This is a genomic window from Pectobacterium jejuense (genome assembly GCF_026800125.1).
In the GTDB taxonomy this organism is placed as follows: Bacteria; Pseudomonadota; Gammaproteobacteria; order Enterobacterales; family Enterobacteriaceae; genus Pectobacterium; species Pectobacterium jejuense.
The window spans coordinates 457,660-476,792 of record NZ_JAPQKX010000002.1 but is presented as its reverse complement, the minus strand read 5'-3'; the positions used below and the strand labels follow the sequence as shown (position 1 = coordinate 476,792).

10 protein-coding genes and 2 pseudogenes are annotated in these 19,133 nt (G+C 48.2%); 10 read left to right on the top strand and 2 right to left on the bottom strand.

Going from position 1 to position 19,133, the window contains the following annotated elements; translation table 11 throughout:
• Positions 1 to 29: 29 nt before the first annotated feature.
• From NXT09_RS05610 to NXT09_RS05600, 3 genes are read left to right on the top strand one after another with little or no spacing between them, the layout of a single operon-like run.
• Entirely contained in the window at positions 30 to 473 is a 444-nt protein-coding gene (locus tag NXT09_RS05610) for a DUF1795 domain-containing protein (RefSeq protein WP_039503425.1), read from the top strand.
• Positions 466 to 4,812, top strand: a complete 4,347-nt coding sequence (locus NXT09_RS05605; RefSeq protein WP_117588400.1) for an AHH domain-containing protein — start codon at positions 466 to 468, stop codon at positions 4,810 to 4,812. Before NXT09_RS05610 ends, NXT09_RS05605 begins: the two co-directional genes overlap by 8 nt.
• Before the next feature lie 4 nt (positions 4,813 to 4,816).
• Positions 4,817 to 5,368: a hypothetical protein gene (locus NXT09_RS05600; protein WP_039503422.1), complete on the top strand. Its 552-nt coding sequence runs from the start codon at positions 4,817 to 4,819 to the stop codon at positions 5,366 to 5,368.
• A gap of 83 nt (positions 5,369 to 5,451) precedes the next feature.
• Here NXT09_RS05600 and NXT09_RS05595 read toward each other — a convergent pair.
• Positions 5,452 to 5,689: pseudogene (locus NXT09_RS05595) on the bottom strand (IS3 family transposase); the annotation flags it as partial.
• 513 nt (positions 5,690 to 6,202) lie between these two features.
• Between NXT09_RS05595 and NXT09_RS05590 the strand changes: the two are divergent.
• From NXT09_RS05590 to NXT09_RS05565, 6 genes and pseudogenes are all read left to right on the top strand, one after another.
• The gene (locus NXT09_RS05590; protein WP_039503418.1) at positions 6,203 to 7,105 is read left to right on the top strand and encodes a radical SAM protein; all 903 of its coding nucleotides are present in this window, start codon (positions 6,203 to 6,205) and stop codon (positions 7,103 to 7,105) included.
• Between the two features lie 11 nt (positions 7,106 to 7,116).
• Positions 7,117 to 7,524, top strand: a complete 408-nt coding sequence (locus NXT09_RS05585) for a DUF6375 family protein (protein WP_039503416.1) — start codon at positions 7,117 to 7,119, stop codon at positions 7,522 to 7,524.
• Between the two features lie 13 nt (positions 7,525 to 7,537).
• On the top strand, positions 7,538 to 11,599 hold the full coding sequence (locus NXT09_RS05580) for an NACHT domain-containing protein (protein WP_039503414.1): 4,062 nt from the start codon (positions 7,538 to 7,540) through the stop codon (positions 11,597 to 11,599).
• A 286-nt stretch (positions 11,600 to 11,885) separates the two neighbouring features.
• On the top strand, positions 11,886 to 13,151 hold the full coding sequence (locus NXT09_RS05575) for a DUF4427 domain-containing protein (RefSeq protein WP_039503412.1): 1,266 nt from the start codon (positions 11,886 to 11,888) through the stop codon (positions 13,149 to 13,151).
• 313 nt (positions 13,152 to 13,464) lie between these two features.
• Positions 13,465 to 14,500, top strand: a pseudogene (locus NXT09_RS05570) (IS630 family transposase).
• A gap of 452 nt (positions 14,501 to 14,952) precedes the next feature.
• Positions 14,953 to 16,983 carry a hypothetical protein gene (locus NXT09_RS05565; RefSeq protein ID WP_052234618.1) on the top strand — a complete coding sequence of 677 codons (2,031 nt, stop codon included), beginning with the start codon at positions 14,953 to 14,955 and terminating at the stop codon, positions 16,981 to 16,983.
• 639 nt (positions 16,984 to 17,622) lie between these two features.
• Here NXT09_RS05565 and NXT09_RS05560 read toward each other — a convergent pair.
• Positions 17,623 to 18,465 carry an SDR family oxidoreductase gene (locus tag NXT09_RS05560; RefSeq protein ID WP_039503410.1) on the bottom strand — a complete coding sequence of 281 codons (843 nt, stop codon included), beginning with the start codon at positions 18,463 to 18,465 and terminating at the stop codon, positions 17,623 to 17,625.
• Between the two features lie 87 nt (positions 18,466 to 18,552).
• Between NXT09_RS05560 and NXT09_RS05555 the strand changes: the two genes are divergently transcribed.
• Positions 18,553 to 18,960, top strand: a complete 408-nt coding sequence (locus NXT09_RS05555; protein WP_039503408.1) for a winged helix-turn-helix transcriptional regulator — start codon at positions 18,553 to 18,555, stop codon at positions 18,958 to 18,960.
• Positions 18,961 to 19,133 lie beyond the last annotated feature (173 nt).

Here is a 19,133-nt window from a genome sequence, read left to right as displayed (position 1 = left end):
AACAACAAGAACAACAAGGACACGTGAACATGTACCAGATGAACGAAGGCACCCTGGCCATTCCTGCGCAGTGGCGTGATGAATCCCTACACGTTTTTGTCTTGCCGGATGAAACCACTAACCTGGTGGTTAACCGCACCCCGACCGAACCCGGTCAGACGCCAGACGTGGTGTATCAGAAAACGCTGGAGCAGTTCTCTACCCATCTTAATGGTTATAAAGAAGTGCAATCCTGGGAACTGACACTGTCGGACGCGCCAGCCCTGGCGCTGGAATACACCTGGCAGTCGCCGGAAGGTCAGATGCATCAGGTGGTGGTGATGCAGGTACGTGGCGACCTGCTGCTGACGTTCACCATTACCGCTGCTGACGTGCTGAGTGATGATCGTAAAAAAGCATTATTGGCGGTGATCGAGACCTTCAACGCTACTGAGCCTGCCACATCGGAGGGGATGGAGAGCGGCGATGCGTGATGAAATTCTGGCCCGTATTGCGCGTGTCGGCGCTATGCACGCGGGCAATCGGCCCACGCTGCCACCCGACTTACCGACACCGGGTAGCGGCTCGCCGCCGACCTCGCCGGGCAAGCCTATCAAGCACAGCAGCTTTCTGGGGGCGCTGCTCGGTGCCGTTGCCGGGGCGCTGGTCGCTGCTGCGGTCGCGGCGGTGGCCGTTGCCCTGGTGGGCGTCACCGGCGGACTGGCGATTGCTGTGGTCGGTGGGCTGGCGGTGCTGGGGGCGGGAAGCCTGATATCGGCGGTCAGTGGTCGGGTATCTGCCATGGTGGACAGTGCCTCACCGCCTGCAGGGAAAGTGGACAGTGGTTCACCGAATGTGTCGGTGGAAGGGAGTCCGGTGTCCCGTGCTGAAGTCGATGTCGTTCTCTGCACCAAACACAACGGTCCGCAACTGATTGCGCAGGGCAGCGAGACTGTCTTTGTGAACGGTCATCCGGCTGCACGGATTGGTGATAAAACCGTGTGTGGTGCCACCATCAAAGAGGGGGCATCAACGGTGTTCTTTGGTTCCGGTCAGGCTACCGTACTGGAGATACAGGACGAGTTCAGCGGCTGGCAGAAAGCGCTGTTGATTGCGGTGGAATTTCTGGTGCCGCCGACCCGTGGCCTGTTTCGCGGGTTGGGGAAGTTATTCTTTCGCGGCCCCAAAGCGGTGATGAAAGGGCTGGGCGCTGGTGCACTTTGGGCAGGCAAACGACTGGCGCAAAAGACACGCTGTGCGACTACAGCATTTATTCGCAGCAAAGGATTGGCCCGTTTTTCTCATGCTAAAGCGGCTTTCAAGGCTGATCCGGTTTATATTGCCAGCGGTGAAGTGATTGAAAATCGTATCGACCTGGCGCTGGGGCAGACTATCCGGCTGGTGTTCGAACGCACCTATCGTACTGCTTCTTCACATGTTGGGTTGTTAGGCCGTGGCTGGCAGGATAGCTGGAGCGAGGTCGCTACCGTCAGTCAGGATGATGGCGGCATCCATGTCACTATCACGCTGGCACAGGGCTATGATATTGATTTCACCTTCGGGCTCGGTGCCACCGTGGTGTACTGCGCCGAATACCCCGAATTCAAGCTGCTGCGACGGCATAACGGTTTTCACCTGTGGCACCGCGATAGTCAGACCTGGCGTGCCTTTACCGTCAAACAGGGTGACGAGTTGCTGTTGTCAGCGATTACCGACAACCACCAGAACCGAATCGATTTTCTCCGCGACCCCAAAGGCTACCTGCGCAAGATACAGCACAGCGACGGCATCGAACTGCTACTGGTGTGGCAGGGGGAATTTCTGCGCCAGGTGCAGCGCATTGACGGTGGCCAGAAAACCGTGCTGGCCGAATACCGTCAGGATGAGCAAGGCCGACTGGTCGAGGCAGATGCCGCTCATGCTTATCACCTGTTCTACGAGTATGACAACCATCATCGTCTGACTCGTTGGCACGACAACGACAAAACCTGGGCGTGTTATGAGTATGACCATCAAGGCAGGTGCATCTACACCACCTGTGCCGACGGCTACCTGACGGCGAAATTTGATTACCTGGCCGACCGTGTGGTGATGACTGACGGGCTAGGCCAACGCAGTGAATATGGCTTCAATGACCTACACCTGATGGCGTGGGAGACATCCCCGCTCGGCCATATCACCCGCTATGAGTATGACGATGCGGGCAACCTGCTGCGGGAAATCTCCCCGGCGGGCCGGGTGGTGGAATTTGCCTATCTGGATGATACCGGACTGGTCAGCACCTTCACCGACGGCAGCGGCCACCAATGGCAGTACGCCTACGACGACCATGAGCGGCTTATCGGTATTACTGACCCACTCGGGCGCCACTGGGCCTGGCAGTACGACAGCAAGGGCAACCCGCAGAGCCTGACCGGACCGGACAACAGCGAAGTGCGTTTTGCCTGGAATCGCTACGGCCTGCTGACTGAAGTCAGCGACCATAACGGTCAGGTACAGGCCAGCCTGTTTTACGACCACCGTCAGCGCCTGCTGAGTGCCACGGATGCGGAGTCCCGTACCCAGCAACTGCGTTATGACCAGCAGGACAGGCTGACCACCTGGACACGCCCGGATGGCTCAACCTATCGGCTGGGTTATCGTCGTGCAAGCTGGAAGCTACCGGAGCAACTACTGCGCCCGGACGACAAGCAAGAGCAGCGCCAGTACGATAAACACAACAACCTGCTGAACTATACCGACGGTAACGGTGCGGTGTGGCGACAAACCTATGGCGCGTTTGATTTGCTGACGTCACGTATCGATGCGGCAGGTCGCACCTGGCAGTACGAGTACGACAAGGAAAGTCAGCAACTGGTGTGCGTCACGGCACCGGACGGTAACCAGTGGCAATGGTGGCTGGATGCCGATGCGCGGGTTATCCGCGAACGGGACATGGCGGGTACGGAGACCCACTACGGCTATGACGAAGACGGCCACTGCATCACCGTTCGCAATGGCGAAGGAGAAACCCGCCACTTCCTGTACGACGGGTGCGGATTACTGATAAAAGAAACGGCACCAGACGATATGCTGCACTATCGCTACGATGCGACAGGCCGGCTGACTGAAGTCACGTCCGCGACCAGTCATATCCAGTTGTCGTATGACGAGCGCGACCGTGTGGTAGAGGAGCACAACAGCGGTTCGGTAATCCGACGCCGCTATCAGGACGCATCGCACACCGTTACCCGCAGCCTGTTCTGGGAAGGTGAAGAAGACAGCGCGGCACTGACCAGTTCCTTCTGTTATAGCGCGACGGGTGAACTGCGCCAGATACAGTTACCGGACGGCGCGGAACTGACGCTGGCTTATGATGCTACTGGACGTGAATCTACTCGCCAGAGCAAGGGCGGTTTTACGCAGCAACGTGAATACGATGTCATGGGCTGGCTGACACGGGAAATGAGCGGCCAGACGGCTGACGGTCGGTTGCAACCGGTACAGACCCGGGAATACCTGTACGACGGCGCGGGCAACCTGACCGGCACCCGGCGTAACCGCGAGGCAGCAGGCTATCAACTCGATGCCAGCGGGCGGGTACTGTCTGTGCTGAGCGGTGGCGCGGGTCGCACTGTTAACACCGAAGAACAATACCGCTACACCCGTAACGGGCTGCCGCAGGACACGACAAGGCTGACCGAATGGCAGGCCGGACGACTGACCCAACAGGACAACACTCACTACCAGTACGACAAGGCCGGAAGGCTGATACGCAAACAGGTGGTACAGCCGGGTTATCGGCCGCAGGTATGGCACTACCGCTGGGACAGCCGTAATCAGTTACGGGTAGTCGACACACCGAACGGCGAACGCTGGCTCTACAACTACGACGCGTTCGGGCGGCGCATTGGCAAACGCTGTGAGCAAACGCAGGACGAATTCCGCTACCTGTGGGATGGCGACCAGATTGCCGAAGTGCGACATCATCGTGACAACCAGATTGTCAGCCGCCGTCACTGGGTGCATAACGGCTGGGAGCTGTTGGTGCAGCAGCGCCAAACTGTGGAGGGGAACTGGGAAACGGATTTTGTAACCAGCGGCCATAATGGTGAACCGCAGGCAGTCTTTAACCCGCAAGGCGAGCTTCGCTGGCAGGCTCCGCGCACCAACTTATGGGGCCAGCGTTATACAGATAATACTGAAAGTCTTGATCCGGGACTGGCATTTGCGGGGCAGTACCGTGACGTTGAAAGTAGCTTATGCTATAACAGGTTCCGTTATTATGATCCAAGTGGTGGTTGTTATATTTCCCCTGACCCGATCAGTATTTTGGGTGGTGATAATAATTATGGATATGTTCATAACCCAGTTGATTGGATTGATCCGTTTGGATTGGCTGGATGCTCTACCACTCTTGGTAAGAACATGATGCAGGGGATGGGATTGCCTCGTTCTAGTAAATGGAGTGGCTATCAGGCACACCATGTAATACCCAAGGAACTAGCTAATCATCCTGCGTTGAAGAAAATTAACTATTATATTGATAATGCTAATAATGGTATTTTTCTTCGGAAAGTGGATGACGGTGTGAGTGCTATGGCGAGGCATCAGGGTAACCATCATGGATATACAGATGCTATACGCGGAGCTTTAGATAGAATAGATCTTAATCAATCTGTGAGTTCTATTTCAAAGCAAGTGGCTCAGATCCAAAATGCAGCAAAAAAAGGAATGATGGATGGTATGCCTATTCGGTCTAAAGATATGTGGAATGCTGACATCTTTGGTAAGGACATAGGTCAAGTAGGTAGGCAGAGGGTATTTGAGTTATGGCAAAACATATTAAGGTGATAAAATGAATGATAAAGCTGAATTTTATATGGAGCCTATTAGATTTTTTAAGAACCCCTTGTTTTTATCAGGTTCTAAAATAGCCTTGTCTGAATATAGTATGATTACGGAAAAAAATGATGCTTTAAGATTGTTTTTTAGCCAAGATGTACCTTCGGATTATTGTATTTGGGGTGATTTTTTTTCCGGTCAGGTATCTGATCTGATACTGGACAAAAACTATAATCTGGCGCAAGAGGATATAACCAAGGCTATCAGATCTGAGGGCAATGATACTCTAAAAGAAACAATAAGAAAAAGGAAAGAGTATCTTTTGAGGAAAAAGGCAGGGCTGGCTGATAATTCTGAATATGATAAATTTATTAAAGAAGTAGATGATGAGTGTAATTATATTTTAATGATGGTTAGTGTGCAGCGATATCTGAAGGGGGAGAGAGTTAAAAATAAACTCGAGGAGCTTTTTGATATTTTCAAAACAGGTGTTTTGCCCTGTGGCGTGAAAAAAAATTCGAATGAGATAGTTGTTTTTGATCCATCTATACTGAGATCTGATTAATTCGAAGGTCATAGGGTATATAGCCGAGGCGGTTGTAAGACCGCTCAGGGCAACACATCAATTGAGTTTTGCTAGGGTGTGTCCCGTAAGTTGAACAGATTATCAGCAACGAAATCCATGATCCAGCACTGGTCTGTTTTACTGACTTCCGGTCGCGAGCATCTGTGCCTGGCCGTGACATGACGCCGGGGGCGCTTTCTCAGCAGGTTCAGCCCTTCCTGGCAGTAAACCCGGTGGGTTTTCTTGTGATTTATCAGCCATCCTTCACGCCGCAGAAGGCTGCACACCTTAGCGAACGTGTGTCTCGGCGATTTCCCTTAACCAGGGAGATCTAGAAGCTGACGGCCTTTGAAAAATCTCAACGCATCAGCTTACAAATCAGATATTTTAGCCTGCTAATGGGTACACTATTTCTGGATATTAATTGGAAGGCGGGCTTTTTATGACAGTATCTTTCACCGGTAAGAGTTTTCTATATGCAGTCGTTCTCTGCCTTTTCATTTTCATACTCTGCCTAAGTTATAAATATCTTACGGCTCCTGGTACCTACGAAGATTGCGTTCTTACTTACTTGAAGAGTGATGCAAGTAATTACACTGCAAACTTTATCGATGATATGTGTAGTGACAAATTCAAAAAATGACATACAGTATCAGAGGCCTTTTTACGCTTCTTGTTTAACTCCATGTGCTACTTGGACAGTCCGGGTTTTCTGTCCATCAGCCAGAGATTCTCACCTCACATGCCGCATGCCAGATACTTGACCGACAGCTATGGCTGTGAGTTCAACGGGTCGATGCAACGCTATCCTTAATCATCGGGGAACTTGGTGTTATGAAGTCCAGAATCGGGCCAAACGGAGTGCATTTCTTCGATCGAAATACAGGTTTGAACATCCTCTTAGACGAATTGCACTCTCAGGAGACGGTTTGGTCGATGTCTCCCCGTCAAGTCTCAGTAGCACTCACCAATCTTTGCGATCTCCACTGTGCACACTGTTTTGCGCCTAAACACAAGGCTGTGCTGCATACTGAGCAAGTGCTTAGCTGGTTGAAAGAATTGGATACTGAAGGATGCCTCGGTATCGGATTTGGTGGAGGGGAACCAACGCTCCATCCTGATTTCGTCGAAATATGCAAACGGGCTACGGAGGAGACTCAACTTGCTGTGACATTCACGACTCATGGCCATCGTTTGACACAACGATTAGTTAAACACCTCAAAGGTTCTATTCACTTCGCGCGTATTAGCGTTGATGGGACTGGCCGTACCTACGAAGAACTGCGTGGAAAACCATTTACCAATCTACTTAAGGGAATTGAATCGATTGCAACATTGTCACCCTTTGGAATCAATGTCGTGATAAACGAACGTACAGTCTTTGAACTTGATGTAGTAACTGAGCTAGCGCAACAGTTTGGAGCTAGTGAATTGCTGTTGTTGCCTCAGCAAGCAACGAACGCGGTCGCAAGTATGGATGAAGTGGTCGGCCGAGAGCTTAAGAGCTGGGTCTCCAACTATAGAGGAGAGGTTCGCCTTGCAGTAAGTGAGGTGGGAGCGTCAGTACTACCCATATGCGATCCTCTTCCTAATGAGACTGGCCTTCGGGCCTACGCGCACATAGACGCTTCCGGCATATTGCGCATGAATTCTTATTCAACCACAGGTATGGATATTGGCGAAACCGGTGTTCTGTCAGCGCTTAAGCGACTTCGAAATACCTTAGAGATTAAATAAGGGGCACAGTAATGAAAATATGGAATGGATATGGTTCTGAGCATTCGATGAACTTAGTTCTCATCGGAAAATTCAAGCTAGAGCAAGATGCAGAGAAGGTCGAGAAGGATATTAGCAAGCTCAGAACTCAAGCTGAGAAAGATGATTGTTACTCTATATCTTTTGATGAGCCAAAGAATCAACGATTTTCAGACGAGATGCTCTCGTTACTTTGCAGTTTAAAACTCAACATTTTAGGACCAACTGATCTTGGCCAATTCGTGTCGGATCATAATCTAAGTCGTGAAGGCGATAGAATAAAAATAACGACTGATGAGGCAGAGGTATCCGCGTTCGTGAAACTGTTTATCGAAGCCGGGGCAAAGGTTGAAGTTTTCTCAGCGCATGACTATCCGTCCGATTCCGACGGCGCAAACTAATAGGGAAATGCCGATGCCTGAAGCAAATTGGGATGTATTCAGCAACTTACCCGGTGCAGCAGATGAAAATTTTGAGAAACTTTGCCGTGCTTTGGTGCGTCGACATTACGGATGTTTCGGACGCTTCAAGCAACTCGCAAACCAGCCTGGCGTAGAATTCCACCTTGAGTTGACCGAATCTTGTGCTCTCGGAGCACCACCGCACTGGATTGGTTGGCAATGCAAATGGTATGAACTGGCAAATGGACAAGGTTTGGGAGCCCAACGCCGCAAGATAATCGTCGAGGGTATCGAAAAGACACGCAAATATGTCCCAGGTGTAACTAATTGGAAACTTTGGACACGCCACACTCTGACAAAAGATGACCAAGAGTGGTTTTTCGCACTGGAGAAAGATAGTTTCCCTGAACTTAAGTTGGAACTGCTGACTGCTGAGGATATAGAGGAACTTCTCGTCGGGCCTGGAGCACTATTTCGAGAGACTTACTTCGGTGAGCTTGTTCTGACACCAGCGTTACTTGCTGAGCAGCATAAGCTCGCTGCAGCTCCGTTCAAACGCCGTTACCAACCAGAAGTTCATGTTGCCGTTGCAGCCGAGGAGAAGATTCTTAGGCATTTGGGTGCCCAAAGTGTATGGAAATCGTTAGAGACGCTCGCCAGTTCCCTTAAGATAAATTGCTCGGATATTGCTTCATTAACAGGTCAACTCAAAGCTGAACTCAAAGCCGAAGTTGACTCACTCTTGGCTAGAGCCAACGAATCGGCTGATCTATTAGATGACCTGCACACAGCACTTGGCAGCGGTGACTTCGACGCCATAAAAAATATGTTGGCTGCCAATCCTCCTCAACCGGTGCGCTATGACAGGCTACTCTCGAAGTTGCGAGGAGCTCGTTCAGATGGAGCACCGTTAACCGCAAATCTGGTTGCGGATATCCATGCACTTTCATCGGTGATGCTCAGCCTGGAACAATCGATCAGCGTTCGAGCCGTAGCCGTTCTTGCAGCTGCAGGAGAAGGAAAATCCGAGCTTGCCGTTAAGGTGACGGAGCCAGATGGAGATTTCTCCGGTGGTATTTTGCTACTGGGCAAGAACCTTCACTTAGGCCAGGATCTTGACGATCTTGTGTCTGCTTTCAAAATATCTGGCAGACCTGCGGAAAGCTTCGACCGATTGGTTGAGGCCGTTGATGCAGCAGGTCAACGCGCGGGCAAACGCATCCCTATATTCATTGACGGTCTGAATGAAGCAGAAGATCCAAGAAACTGGAGAGATGAACTCGCCCGAGCGCAAGAGTTTCTGGAGGGCTTTCCGTATGTTTTGCTGGTTGTCACTCTACGTAATGAGTTCGCGCCGATGTGCCTGCCAGAGGACTTTCCTCTAGTTGAGCACAACGGATTCCAAGAAGCCCCGCAGAAGGCCATTGAGAAGTACTTTGAGTACTACAAGATCGATGCCACTGACGCGGATCTACCAATCGAGTTCTTGCAGCATCCATTGACGCTGAAAATCTTCTGTGAGGTGGCGAATCCTCGGCACCAGCACCTTGTCGGGGTGGAAGCGCTGCCCAGTTCGCTTACAAGCCTATTCGATGCGCACTTCGACAAGGTCGCGGCACGAATTGCTGAGCTTTCACCAGCGGCGCATCGTATCTATCAGGAAGAAGTGCAAGATGTACTACTGACGATCGCGGGGCTCCTTTGGGATGGCAACGCAAGAAGCGTGGAGTTCCAAACGGCACGGGCGGCAGTTGGAGACGTAGGCCGTTGGGACGTCAGCATCATTCGCGCGCTGGAGTCCGAAGGCGTACTCGTTCGAACGACTTCTGGAGAAGGCTTCCAGGGCATCGCGTTTTCATACGACCTGATGGCCGGACATATGATGGCGCATCACCTGCTTGCTAAACTTGACTTGGTGCATTTGCTGCAAAGCAACGAGGGACTTGCGCAGTTTCAATTCCGTGAGTCTGGGTCACACACTTTTGCCTATGATGTGTTTCGGGCTTTGGTGGGCCTGTATCCGCAACATCGTGGCCGCCGCTCGCTTTGGCAAGACTTGCTAGATGAGAATCTAATCATGAACGCTCTGTTGTTGACGGCACAATCCGACCCACGTCACATCAGCAGGGAAACGGCTGAACGGTTTGCATGCGCGATGCAGGAATCGAAGCCGTTTGCACGATTAGCCTTCAAGAGGCTTTGGAGCACCAGGGCAGCAAGAGCGCATCCGTTTGATATGGATTTCACACATGGCGTGCTCTTGGCCATGCCCAATACGCAGCGAGATCTGTTCTGGTCTGAGTGGGTTAGAGAGAGATCTAAGGAAATTGAAGATGACTTTAATTTCCTGTCTTCCCGATGGAAATCGAGTGTTCTGGACGAGCGAGATATTCGTCGGGCACGATGGGTGATGTGGACGATGACATCAACGATCAGAAGCCTGCGCGACTTGGCCACCAGGGTCTTGTATGAATTCGCAGTCAAGCGGCCAAGAGAGTTTTTTCGGCTGGCTGTCGAGTCGATTGCAGTTTCAGACCAATATGTCCCCGAGCGAATGTTCGCCGCATCCTACGGTGCGGCTTTAACCACTTGGTCGGATATTAATGCTGTGGAGATGCGTGAAGCGCTACCCCAAGTTGCTCGTGAGATTTATGAATCGATGTTCGCACCTGGCGGATCGCATTCTACTTGGCATGCCTTATATCAGCAGTACTGCCTGGGAACCATTGCCATTGCAAGGATGGTTGATCCGGCTTGCTTGTCTGAGGACGAGGCAAAGCACCTGCTTCCTCCGTTTAGCCGTCTGCCTAATCCGTTTGATGTCTTGCCGCATTACGACTTGGCAGTGATCAAACGTGCAAAAAACGCAGCGATTCAAATGGATTTCGGCAACTACACGATAGGGAGACTGATTCCAGATCGCTGGAACTACGATGATAGCAACCCAGAATATCAACGAGTGCTGCCAGCAATTGTTTCACGAATGTTGGTGCTTGGATATGATCCCGAGCAATTCGAATCCATTGACCGGCAAATGAACTCCGGCCCTCGCATGGGAGAAGACAAATACAAAATCGATCGATATGGGAAAAAGTACGGCTGGATAGCTTACTTCGAGATGTGGGGAATACGATACGCGCAAGGTCTTCTTTCCGAGAACCGCAGCTCTCGCCCATCAGATGCAGATATAGACCCAACGTTCCCACTAGAGGCTGAGAGCATTGATTTGCCACTACCTGCCTTATTCAACGATCAGTTGACAGATGCTGGCGATTGGATTGTAAGAGGTCTGAAACCTGACTATCTAAGCATCCTTGAACTCACAGAAGTTGATGGTATGGCAGGACCGTGGATCCTTCTTGACGGTTTTATTGAGCAGAATGCTCCCACGGATGACAGACAGATCTTCACTTTCCTACGAGGGGTATTTGTAGACAGCCAAGAAATTGACCACCTATACACATTATTTTCTGGTCTTGAATACCCTGGCAACAGCGCCATTCCTGATGTTCCTGACAACTACTACACCTATGCGGGTGAGATGCCATTCTCGTCAATACCGGGTTTACTAGCCACTGGCGAGCAAGAGGATGATAGCTTTGAAAATATGGTTTCCTCTGACAGATGGTCAGGCAGTGGCGTCGCGGTAGAGACTACCGTGCAGAACTACAACTGGGAGAGCTACCATAGCAAAGAGAACCAAAGCAGCGGGGCTAGCCTGCCTTCAAAGCAACTTTGTGAGGCTTTGAATCTCAGGTACCGTACAAACAAATGGGATTTGCACGATGCTGCAGGTGCGGCATCGCTGTACCGCAAAGTTGGTAAATATGGAGAAGAGGTCAGTGGTTCTATCAGCTATCTGCGACGTGATCTTCTTGACCACTATTTAATGCAATCCGGCAAGGTATTGGTATGGCTTATGTGGGGTGAGCGTGGTTTCCATTACCGGTCAAACAAGGCGCACAATCTGCACAGTTATTACGTGAATCACCAACATATTCACAAGAGTATTCATGTTCATCAGATTGCTTCGAGTACTAGCAACACTGATATTGCGAACGGAGGCGCTACATGAGTTACGACGTCAGAAATCACTCATCCACGGACTTTGAGGATCTTGTTCGGGATCTCATCGGAAAAGAAGAAGGGCTTCGCTTCGAAGCCTTCTGTCCGGGGGCCAAATAGAGGTATTAACTGTAGGCATGCACATACTGCCGGGAACGTCATCCTAGAGACGAAGTAATGTTATGCCAATATCGAATCAGAGTAAGTGGTACTGACTCTCGCTTTCTGTTTCGGGGTTGATTGTCCCATTTGGGGGAACTAATAAATTGTTAACCATCATATGGAGTTGGTTATAAATGAAAAATAATATTCGATTTGACCTTTCTGATTATCTTATTCACTTTTACCGTGATGTTGATTTGCGAGGAAAGAACTACATTCACTTTCCCGAGCATTGTGGATTCAATAACCTAGCTCACTCAGATTATCTTGATGCACGTTTTTTACTTCGTTGTGCCATTAGGCATTCTAAGATTAGTGCCTCATGGTCCTTTCGAGGTGGTGTACGTACAATTTATGGTGAATCACCAGCGGTGTGCTTTACTGATATGCCCATTTCTGCCTTCGTCAAAACCAGCGCAGATAGATTAAGCAAGGGCGAAAATATAGGTTTATATGCCTTGCTTCTACCTAAAGCTGATATGTTCAATATCGGGGCTAGACCCGTAATTTATGGCTTGGATGGTTTTGGTTTGAGCCTCCCTTCTGGATATGGTGGGAATAAACGTATTATTGCCCCTGGCCTTCTCCCATTAAATGAGCAGTATAGATATGTTACATATGCACCTGGATCTATAGATTGGACACATGAAAGGGAGTGGCGCTGGCCATTTCGTGGTAACATGGATGACTATGAAACTGAAATTAAAGAAGATGGTCGCCATAGTGATTTTAATAACACCCCAGGGCTTGAGTTAGAGTATGTAAATCTCAAAGGTGCTGGAGTAATAGTCCCTAATAATCATGATGTAAAATACATCCTCAATGATTTGTTGACATTAATTGATAGAAACTTACTATCAAGAGATTCGTTTACTTTTATTATTTCAACTGAAAATCTTTCTTCATACCTAGATATTGTCGATCCCGCCTCCTTGTCTCATTACATTAATCAGAACTTACTAAATATTGATGAATTCTTTAATCTTTCACAACCAGTTGTTGATAAGTTTGGTTGTGATGTAAACACTATTATTTCTTCTGAGTTAAAAAAATATTTATCAAACTGTAACTCACACAATCGAGAAATTGGACGGGCTTGGGTTTGGTTACTAGATAACAAGTCTGAGTTAACGAGGGCATTACTGGAATATGGTAGCGTTTCGGTTAGTAAAGAGGGGCGTTATCTTTTGGATTTGGGTTGTAGGGCATTGATTAACTTAAATTTATCCCAACAGGAAGAGTTTGCACGTATTGTTGCCAAAGAGTTGAATCAAAAATATGGTGTCTTATGTTCTTACTTCTCAGTCATCAATTCTGGGTCATATGATGACATTCCATCCTACGCAGGGTACCATGATGAAAAACATGAGTTTTTTAATTCGACACTGAAGGTTGATTGATGCAGAAACATCAAGGTGATGTGTTAAATTCAGTAGTTTTAATATTAATTTCGGTGCGCTTGGTAAGTTCAACTTGGCGCATCTTCTATTAAGCATTAGGCTACGAGGAGAAAAGAATGATTAATCGAGCATGGGGGATCCCCATAATAATCTGGTAATCAAGCATATTTTCAGAGAGAAATCCTTCGGAACAAGTTAGCTGACGATGACCTAAATAGCTGTTCCAAATAGTAGATCAACAGAAGGGAACTCAGTACGATTTAAGCGATCTGATCAATCGCTGAATATCCCAAATCACCAACCGGACTGAGTCATGCCGATCATAGCACCGATACCCGACGCCGAAAGGTGTCTGATGCAAAAAACCATCCATAAAACATGTGATAAAAACCATGCCCGCAGACTCACCGCGATGTTGATGCTTCATCGTGGGGACAAGATATGTGACGTTGCCAAAACGCTTTGCTGCGCACGTTCATCGCTGGGGCGCTGGATTAATTGGTTCACACTTTACGTGCTGGAAGGCCAGAAATCATTACCCTCAGGTCGTGGGCGACGCTGGCCGTTTGAGCACATTTGTGTGCTGTTGCGTCAACTGATTAAGCATTCGCCGGAAGATTTTGGTTATCAGCGTTCTCGCTGGAGTACTGAACTGTTAGCAATAAAAATCAACGAGATAACCGGGTGCTGTTTGCATGCTTCAACCGTTCGCCGCTGGCTTCCCTCTGCTGGACTTGTCTGGCGAAGAGCGGCCCCCGCGCTGCGTATTCGCGACCCGTATGTATAAAGAAGAGAAAATGGCCGCTATCGCCGAGGCGCTAAGCGAGTGTAGCGTCGAACATCCCGTGTTTTACGAGGATGAGGTCGATATCCATCTCAACCCCAAAATAGGTGCTGACTGGCAGCTACGCGGTCAACAAAAGCGAGTTGTTACGCCAGGGAAAAACGAAAAATATTATCTGGCTGGCGCGTTGCACGGCGGCACAGGAAAAGTCAGTTACGTCGGCAGCAGTAGTAAAAACTCGGGGTTATTTATCAGCTTGTTAAAACATCTAAAAAGCACGTACCGGCGAGCAAAAACGATCACGCTGATCGTTGATAACTACATCATCCATAAAAGTCGTGAAACGCGGCGTTGGCTGAAGAAGAACCCAAAATTTATTGTTATTTATCAACCAATCTACTCACCGTGGGTGAACCACGTAGAACGGTTATGGCAGGCATTACACGACACAATAACCAGAAATCATAGCTGTCGTTCGATGTGGCAATTACTGAACAAAGCACGCCACTTTATGAAAACGGTAAGTCCATTCCCTGGCAGGAAGCACGGTCAGGTAAAAGTGTAGCGATATTAGGATCAGCTATTTAGATAAAAAACTGGATTGTTGTCATGTATTATCTCACTTTTCTCAGTAGAAGTGACCTGCTCCCCCATTGATTAGCACAGATTGATACTAGCAACATCCGCTTCTGGCAGTCACAACCCTGATGGCACTCTCCGGCTCCCAGGTAGGGCTGGGTCGTAAGCCCAAGTGCGTTAACAGGCAAGCTGGCAGCTCTGCTGAACCGTCAGGGATGTGGTTCGGACCTGACAGTTAAAGGTTTGAAGGCAAAATGTAAGTATTAACGCGATGACTACCTGTTTAAAAGCATTGATTGTTTTCGCTGATAGAAAATTCATCAAAATGGTGGGGGATTATGGGCATAGCGAATCCATTTTTTCGCGCTGGTATTTTATAAGCTTGGCAGACAGATAAATCAGGAGTGTCTGAGGCACTCTTCATGACAGGGCGAAAAGATGAAGCCGACCCATCCGCTGATTAAAGCAGCGCGTAGCAGAAAATTGTTCCACCCTGGGCGACTGGATGAATTTAGCCAAGAACAGTGGCTGCAATTTCTTGACAAGACAGGCCCGCGGGATACCGAATCCATCGGGTACATTTCCGGGGTGACCTGGCTTAACAATAACTTTCACAAAGTGAAAAACACTCGCAACCAGTTCAGTTTTGAAGAAGGAAACAGGCCCCCTTACCAGGAGATGATTAGAGCGCATATTGCCGGTGCAAATTATGCTTTTTGGCAGGTAATGGATGAGCAGGATAAAAAACATGCTGCTCACGATACCCTTGCCATAGAACAGATGCTGATCAGTAAAACTGCAATGGTTGGGGAGAGTGACCCCGTCAGTGCCAACAACGTTATTATGCACCGTCTTGATAGCCTGAGATGGCCACTGTTTGAGCTGATGCGTGACAGGGATTGCATGCACAAACTCTTTCCTGATGGTAACCCGGAAAGCTTATCCCGCTTGGATGTATTCCTCCGTGAAATGACGCTGTCTCAGTTCTATCATAATTTTTCTTCGCTCTGGCAGGAGCTACTTTACGGACACGCGCTGTTTAACCACCAGCCGGGATGCGTGTTCTTTTATCAGCGAACTGACTATCACCGAATGAAGACTGTCGCTGACTTTCGAACTGAACATTACATTGTCACATCCATGCATGAGGCTCGCTTTATACAGGATGTGATATCAACTGAACCCCGGTGGGCGACATATCTCTTTTATGAACAGGGAAAGCCTCTGAGGTCAATGCCTTGGCATTTGCTATCTGAGAAAGCCAAGTCGTTCGCGAAGTTTCAGCCTCATTCCATTTACTACCAGATTGAAGACCATCTTAAGCCGCTGCTGAAGCAAAAGCAGGAGCCGGGCTTAGAGCGTACTCTGCAGAGTGTACTGGACGTCTGGCTGCATCTGTCAGTGCTGGCAGTACAACTAGATCAATCCCTGCATACAGATAAGTACATCAGGAACTGGGATGCGTTAATCGCTCTTGCACCCGAGTTCGACAGCGCTAACCTTAGAGAGATGCTCTGCGTTTGCACCGGTAACAGCCTTGAAGAGATTGTAGTAGCCTTAGGTCTACTGACCTGGCAGGGGAGTAAACTGCAAGAGGATCTATGGGTGCAGCCGCTGATACCTCTCGAAAATAAATATGTATTTCCGCTGAGCGCGCTTCTGACGGCCAGTCTGCCCCGGAACGTTGATTGCTGGCTGAGTAAAATCGACCCCAGTGATACACGCCGCGGAAAGCTGTTTGAGATGCATCTGGTGCAGGTGCTTAAAGAATGCCGGGATGAAAATCCCGTGATGAAGGAGCAACTGCGCTTTACGGAATCTGTAGAAATTGAGTATGAAGAAGGTAAAGAAGAAATAGATCTGACTTTCACGTTTGGGAAACTGCTGGTAGTGGTCGAGGCGCGCAGCAGCAGAAAATCTATCACTCCTCTGGATTATCACAATGAGGTTTATGATAAGAACGGGCTGAAACATAAAGCGGAGCAGGCTACCCGCAAAGCTGCATTTGTGCAGCGTAATCTCAAGCGTTTTTGCCGAGATTATTATCCACACCTTGTAAACGAAGATGGCATCGATGTGATCCCGATAGTGATAATCAACGGGCAGTTTCACGCGGGATATCCGTTTAACGGGGTGCCAGTCCTTGATTTGGCGTTGCTGTCGCACTATCTTCGGGACGGGGAAAGCCGTTTCGGATCTGCACCACCATATACAAGGCATCAGTACGGCATCCCATTGTGGCATACACTCGAAGAAGCACAGGCCCGGTTCAATGATTACGTTGCCTGCCCAACCCTGATAAAGCTCTACGATGCTCTATGCATTGAGTCTGTAAATCGTTCGAGTAACATGGGGGAAGGCTGTGAGGAGATCGTTACACTTGACATTGAATTAATCTGTTCGGACTGGGATCAGTACTTAAGCCACGTTAAGCGTGTATTCCCAAATCAACTGCTCCAGTATTACTGAAAACGCTCCTTACACTCATCTGATATTTCTCTAAGGGCAGGAATGACCTGCCTTAACTCTTTTCTGATTCCCTCTTTAGGCTTCCTAGCAAGCAAAGTCGTCAGCCCGACTACGCTGATCGGCTAAGCCTATGCATACGAAGCAATTTTTTCGGGAATTATGTTTCTGAAGTAAGGGTGTAATTGAGTCCCTCCTTTTGCGAAACTAATAAGGAGTTTCGGATCGTCAAGGTATCTCAGGAGACATATAGCCAAATTTATCATCATCTCATCCCATTGCGTGTAGTGATGATCGCTGGCAACAAGCATCATGAACGGTGATAAATGATAAGGTGATGGGCTGCGTATTAAGCTGAAACCGAGTTTTTCGTCGCCGTTTTCGCGCAGTGTTACACCAAATCGCGTGAGATCGGATTGGCTGAAGCGATTTTCATTGAGTCCCTTGAAAGGTGCATTTTATGGTGTGTTAAGACATAAGACGTATTTTATTAATAGAAATTGTATGAATAAGTAGTGATACTATCATAAGAAATATCACTACTAAATCAATACCTCTTTATATAACATATTTTTTCTGAAGAATATGCCATATAAGTATAAATATACATTCGGTTTTTATAAGGATACTATCATTAATAGTCTATGCTCCAATATCATTCAACCATTTTTCAACAGTTCGAATTGGTAAGCCTAGTCGTTCCTGTGAACTTGTTTTTTGATCAATTGCAGCATTTTTTGTTTTAGCTTTTGCCTCATAAGCAGCGGCGACTTCAGCAGCAGCTGCTTCTCCAAATAATACTGATAGCTTTTTACCGAATTCTTCCGGTGTCTGGCTTTCATATTTAACTTCATAACCATAGTGATTGGAAAAAGCCAAAGCTAATTCTGTACCAGTGACGGCTGGCAATATACCTACACTGATAACACCTGTTAATGAAAAATTAGTCAGCAAGGCTGCTGCAACATCTGCTATATCCAGATGGGAACACCATGAAACAGGAAAGTCATCCCTGAGTGGGTAAGGTAGTTTATGTTCCTGTTTTACTGCTTCAGTGACAATCGGCAGCAATAAGTTTTCAAGGTATTGAACGGGGGCAACGATAGCTAAAGAAATGCCAGTATTTTCAATCCCACTCACCAATGCAGGCAAAGCCCTATTATCGCTGCTGCTTTCCAGTTTCCAGCCACTTGTGGAAATAACCACTCGTTTTGGTCGCGCCTTACCAACAGCTTCGGCGATAGTGTGTGCATAATGAAGACGCTGGTCTTCTGACCCTAATGGTAAATGAACGAACACACCATCAGCACCTGTGTACGCCTTAACAAGAGAATCTACGGATGACATATCTACTGCTACCGCTTGCCCGTTTGCGATATCTGCAGGGTTACGTACAGCAGCAACCGCATTTTTCCCTTCTGCAATCAACATATTATATAATGGAGCACCTTGAGCACCTGTTGCGCCATGAATGATAAATTTCATAAATCATACCTTATCAGTAGTGTTTGGAATTTATGATAGTGCTATGATTGCATCAGTTACGTCAAATGCACTAATGGAGATTTTTAAGTGGGAAATCAAAAAAAACCATGCTGTGGTGTTGCTCGTTTTTTAGAATTGCTGGACGGCCCTTGGGCAACACTCATCGTTCGTGAGCTCCTTACTGGGCCCAAGAGGTTTACCCAGCTACGTGACGCACTCCCCGGTATCAGTGCCCATACACTAACCAATCGCTTAAAAAAATTTGAAAAGCATTGCCTAGTTACGCGCACTGCTTTTGCTGAAACACCACCAAGAGTAATATACGAGCTTACTGACATGGGAAAAAAATTGAACACTGTTCTGGAAGCCATGAAAGAGTGGGGAGACTCGGTTCCTGATGAAAACTTATCGCAATTTCCCGATATCTCTGGCTCTATAGCGGAGAAAAAATTGACAGACGTATGCCCATTTAAAAAGCAGAAAGTTCTTGATTAGATGATTTAATCACACCATTTACATTTTAAAATTATGCGAAATTTACATTTTCCCGTATAAAATAAATGTATTTGTTTTTTTGAGCTGACAAGTAACATCATTGTTAGGGGGGAGGGCTATAGACTTGTCTATTCTGGCGAACCTGAGCGATTTATTTCCTGATGTGCTCTAAC

Excerpts from the sequence above, each read along its gene's own strand:
- NXT09_RS05590 (WP_039503418.1), top strand. The coding sequence starts at position 6,203 with ATGAAGTCCAGAATCGGGCCAAACGGAGTGCATTTCTTCGATCGAAAT.
- NXT09_RS05600 (WP_039503422.1), top strand. The coding sequence starts at position 4,817 with ATGAATGATAAAGCTGAATTTTATATGGAGCCTATTAGATTTTTTAAG.
- NXT09_RS05605 (WP_117588400.1), top strand. The coding sequence starts at position 466 with ATGCGTGATGAAATTCTGGCCCGTATTGCGCGTGTCGGCGCTATGCAC.
- NXT09_RS05580 (WP_039503414.1), top strand. The coding sequence starts at position 7,538 with ATGCCTGAAGCAAATTGGGATGTATTCAGCAACTTACCCGGTGCAGCA.
- NXT09_RS05585 (WP_039503416.1), top strand. The coding sequence starts at position 7,117 with ATGAAAATATGGAATGGATATGGTTCTGAGCATTCGATGAACTTAGTT.
- NXT09_RS05610 (WP_039503425.1), top strand. The coding sequence starts at position 30 with ATGTACCAGATGAACGAAGGCACCCTGGCCATTCCTGCGCAGTGGCGT.
- NXT09_RS05575 (WP_039503412.1), top strand. The coding sequence starts at position 11,886 with ATGAAAAATAATATTCGATTTGACCTTTCTGATTATCTTATTCACTTT.
- NXT09_RS05565 (WP_052234618.1), top strand. The coding sequence starts at position 14,953 with ATGAAGCCGACCCATCCGCTGATTAAAGCAGCGCGTAGCAGAAAATTG.
- NXT09_RS05560 (WP_039503410.1), bottom strand. The coding sequence starts at position 18,465 with ATGAAATTTATCATTCATGGCGCAACAGGTGCTCAAGGTGCTCCATTA.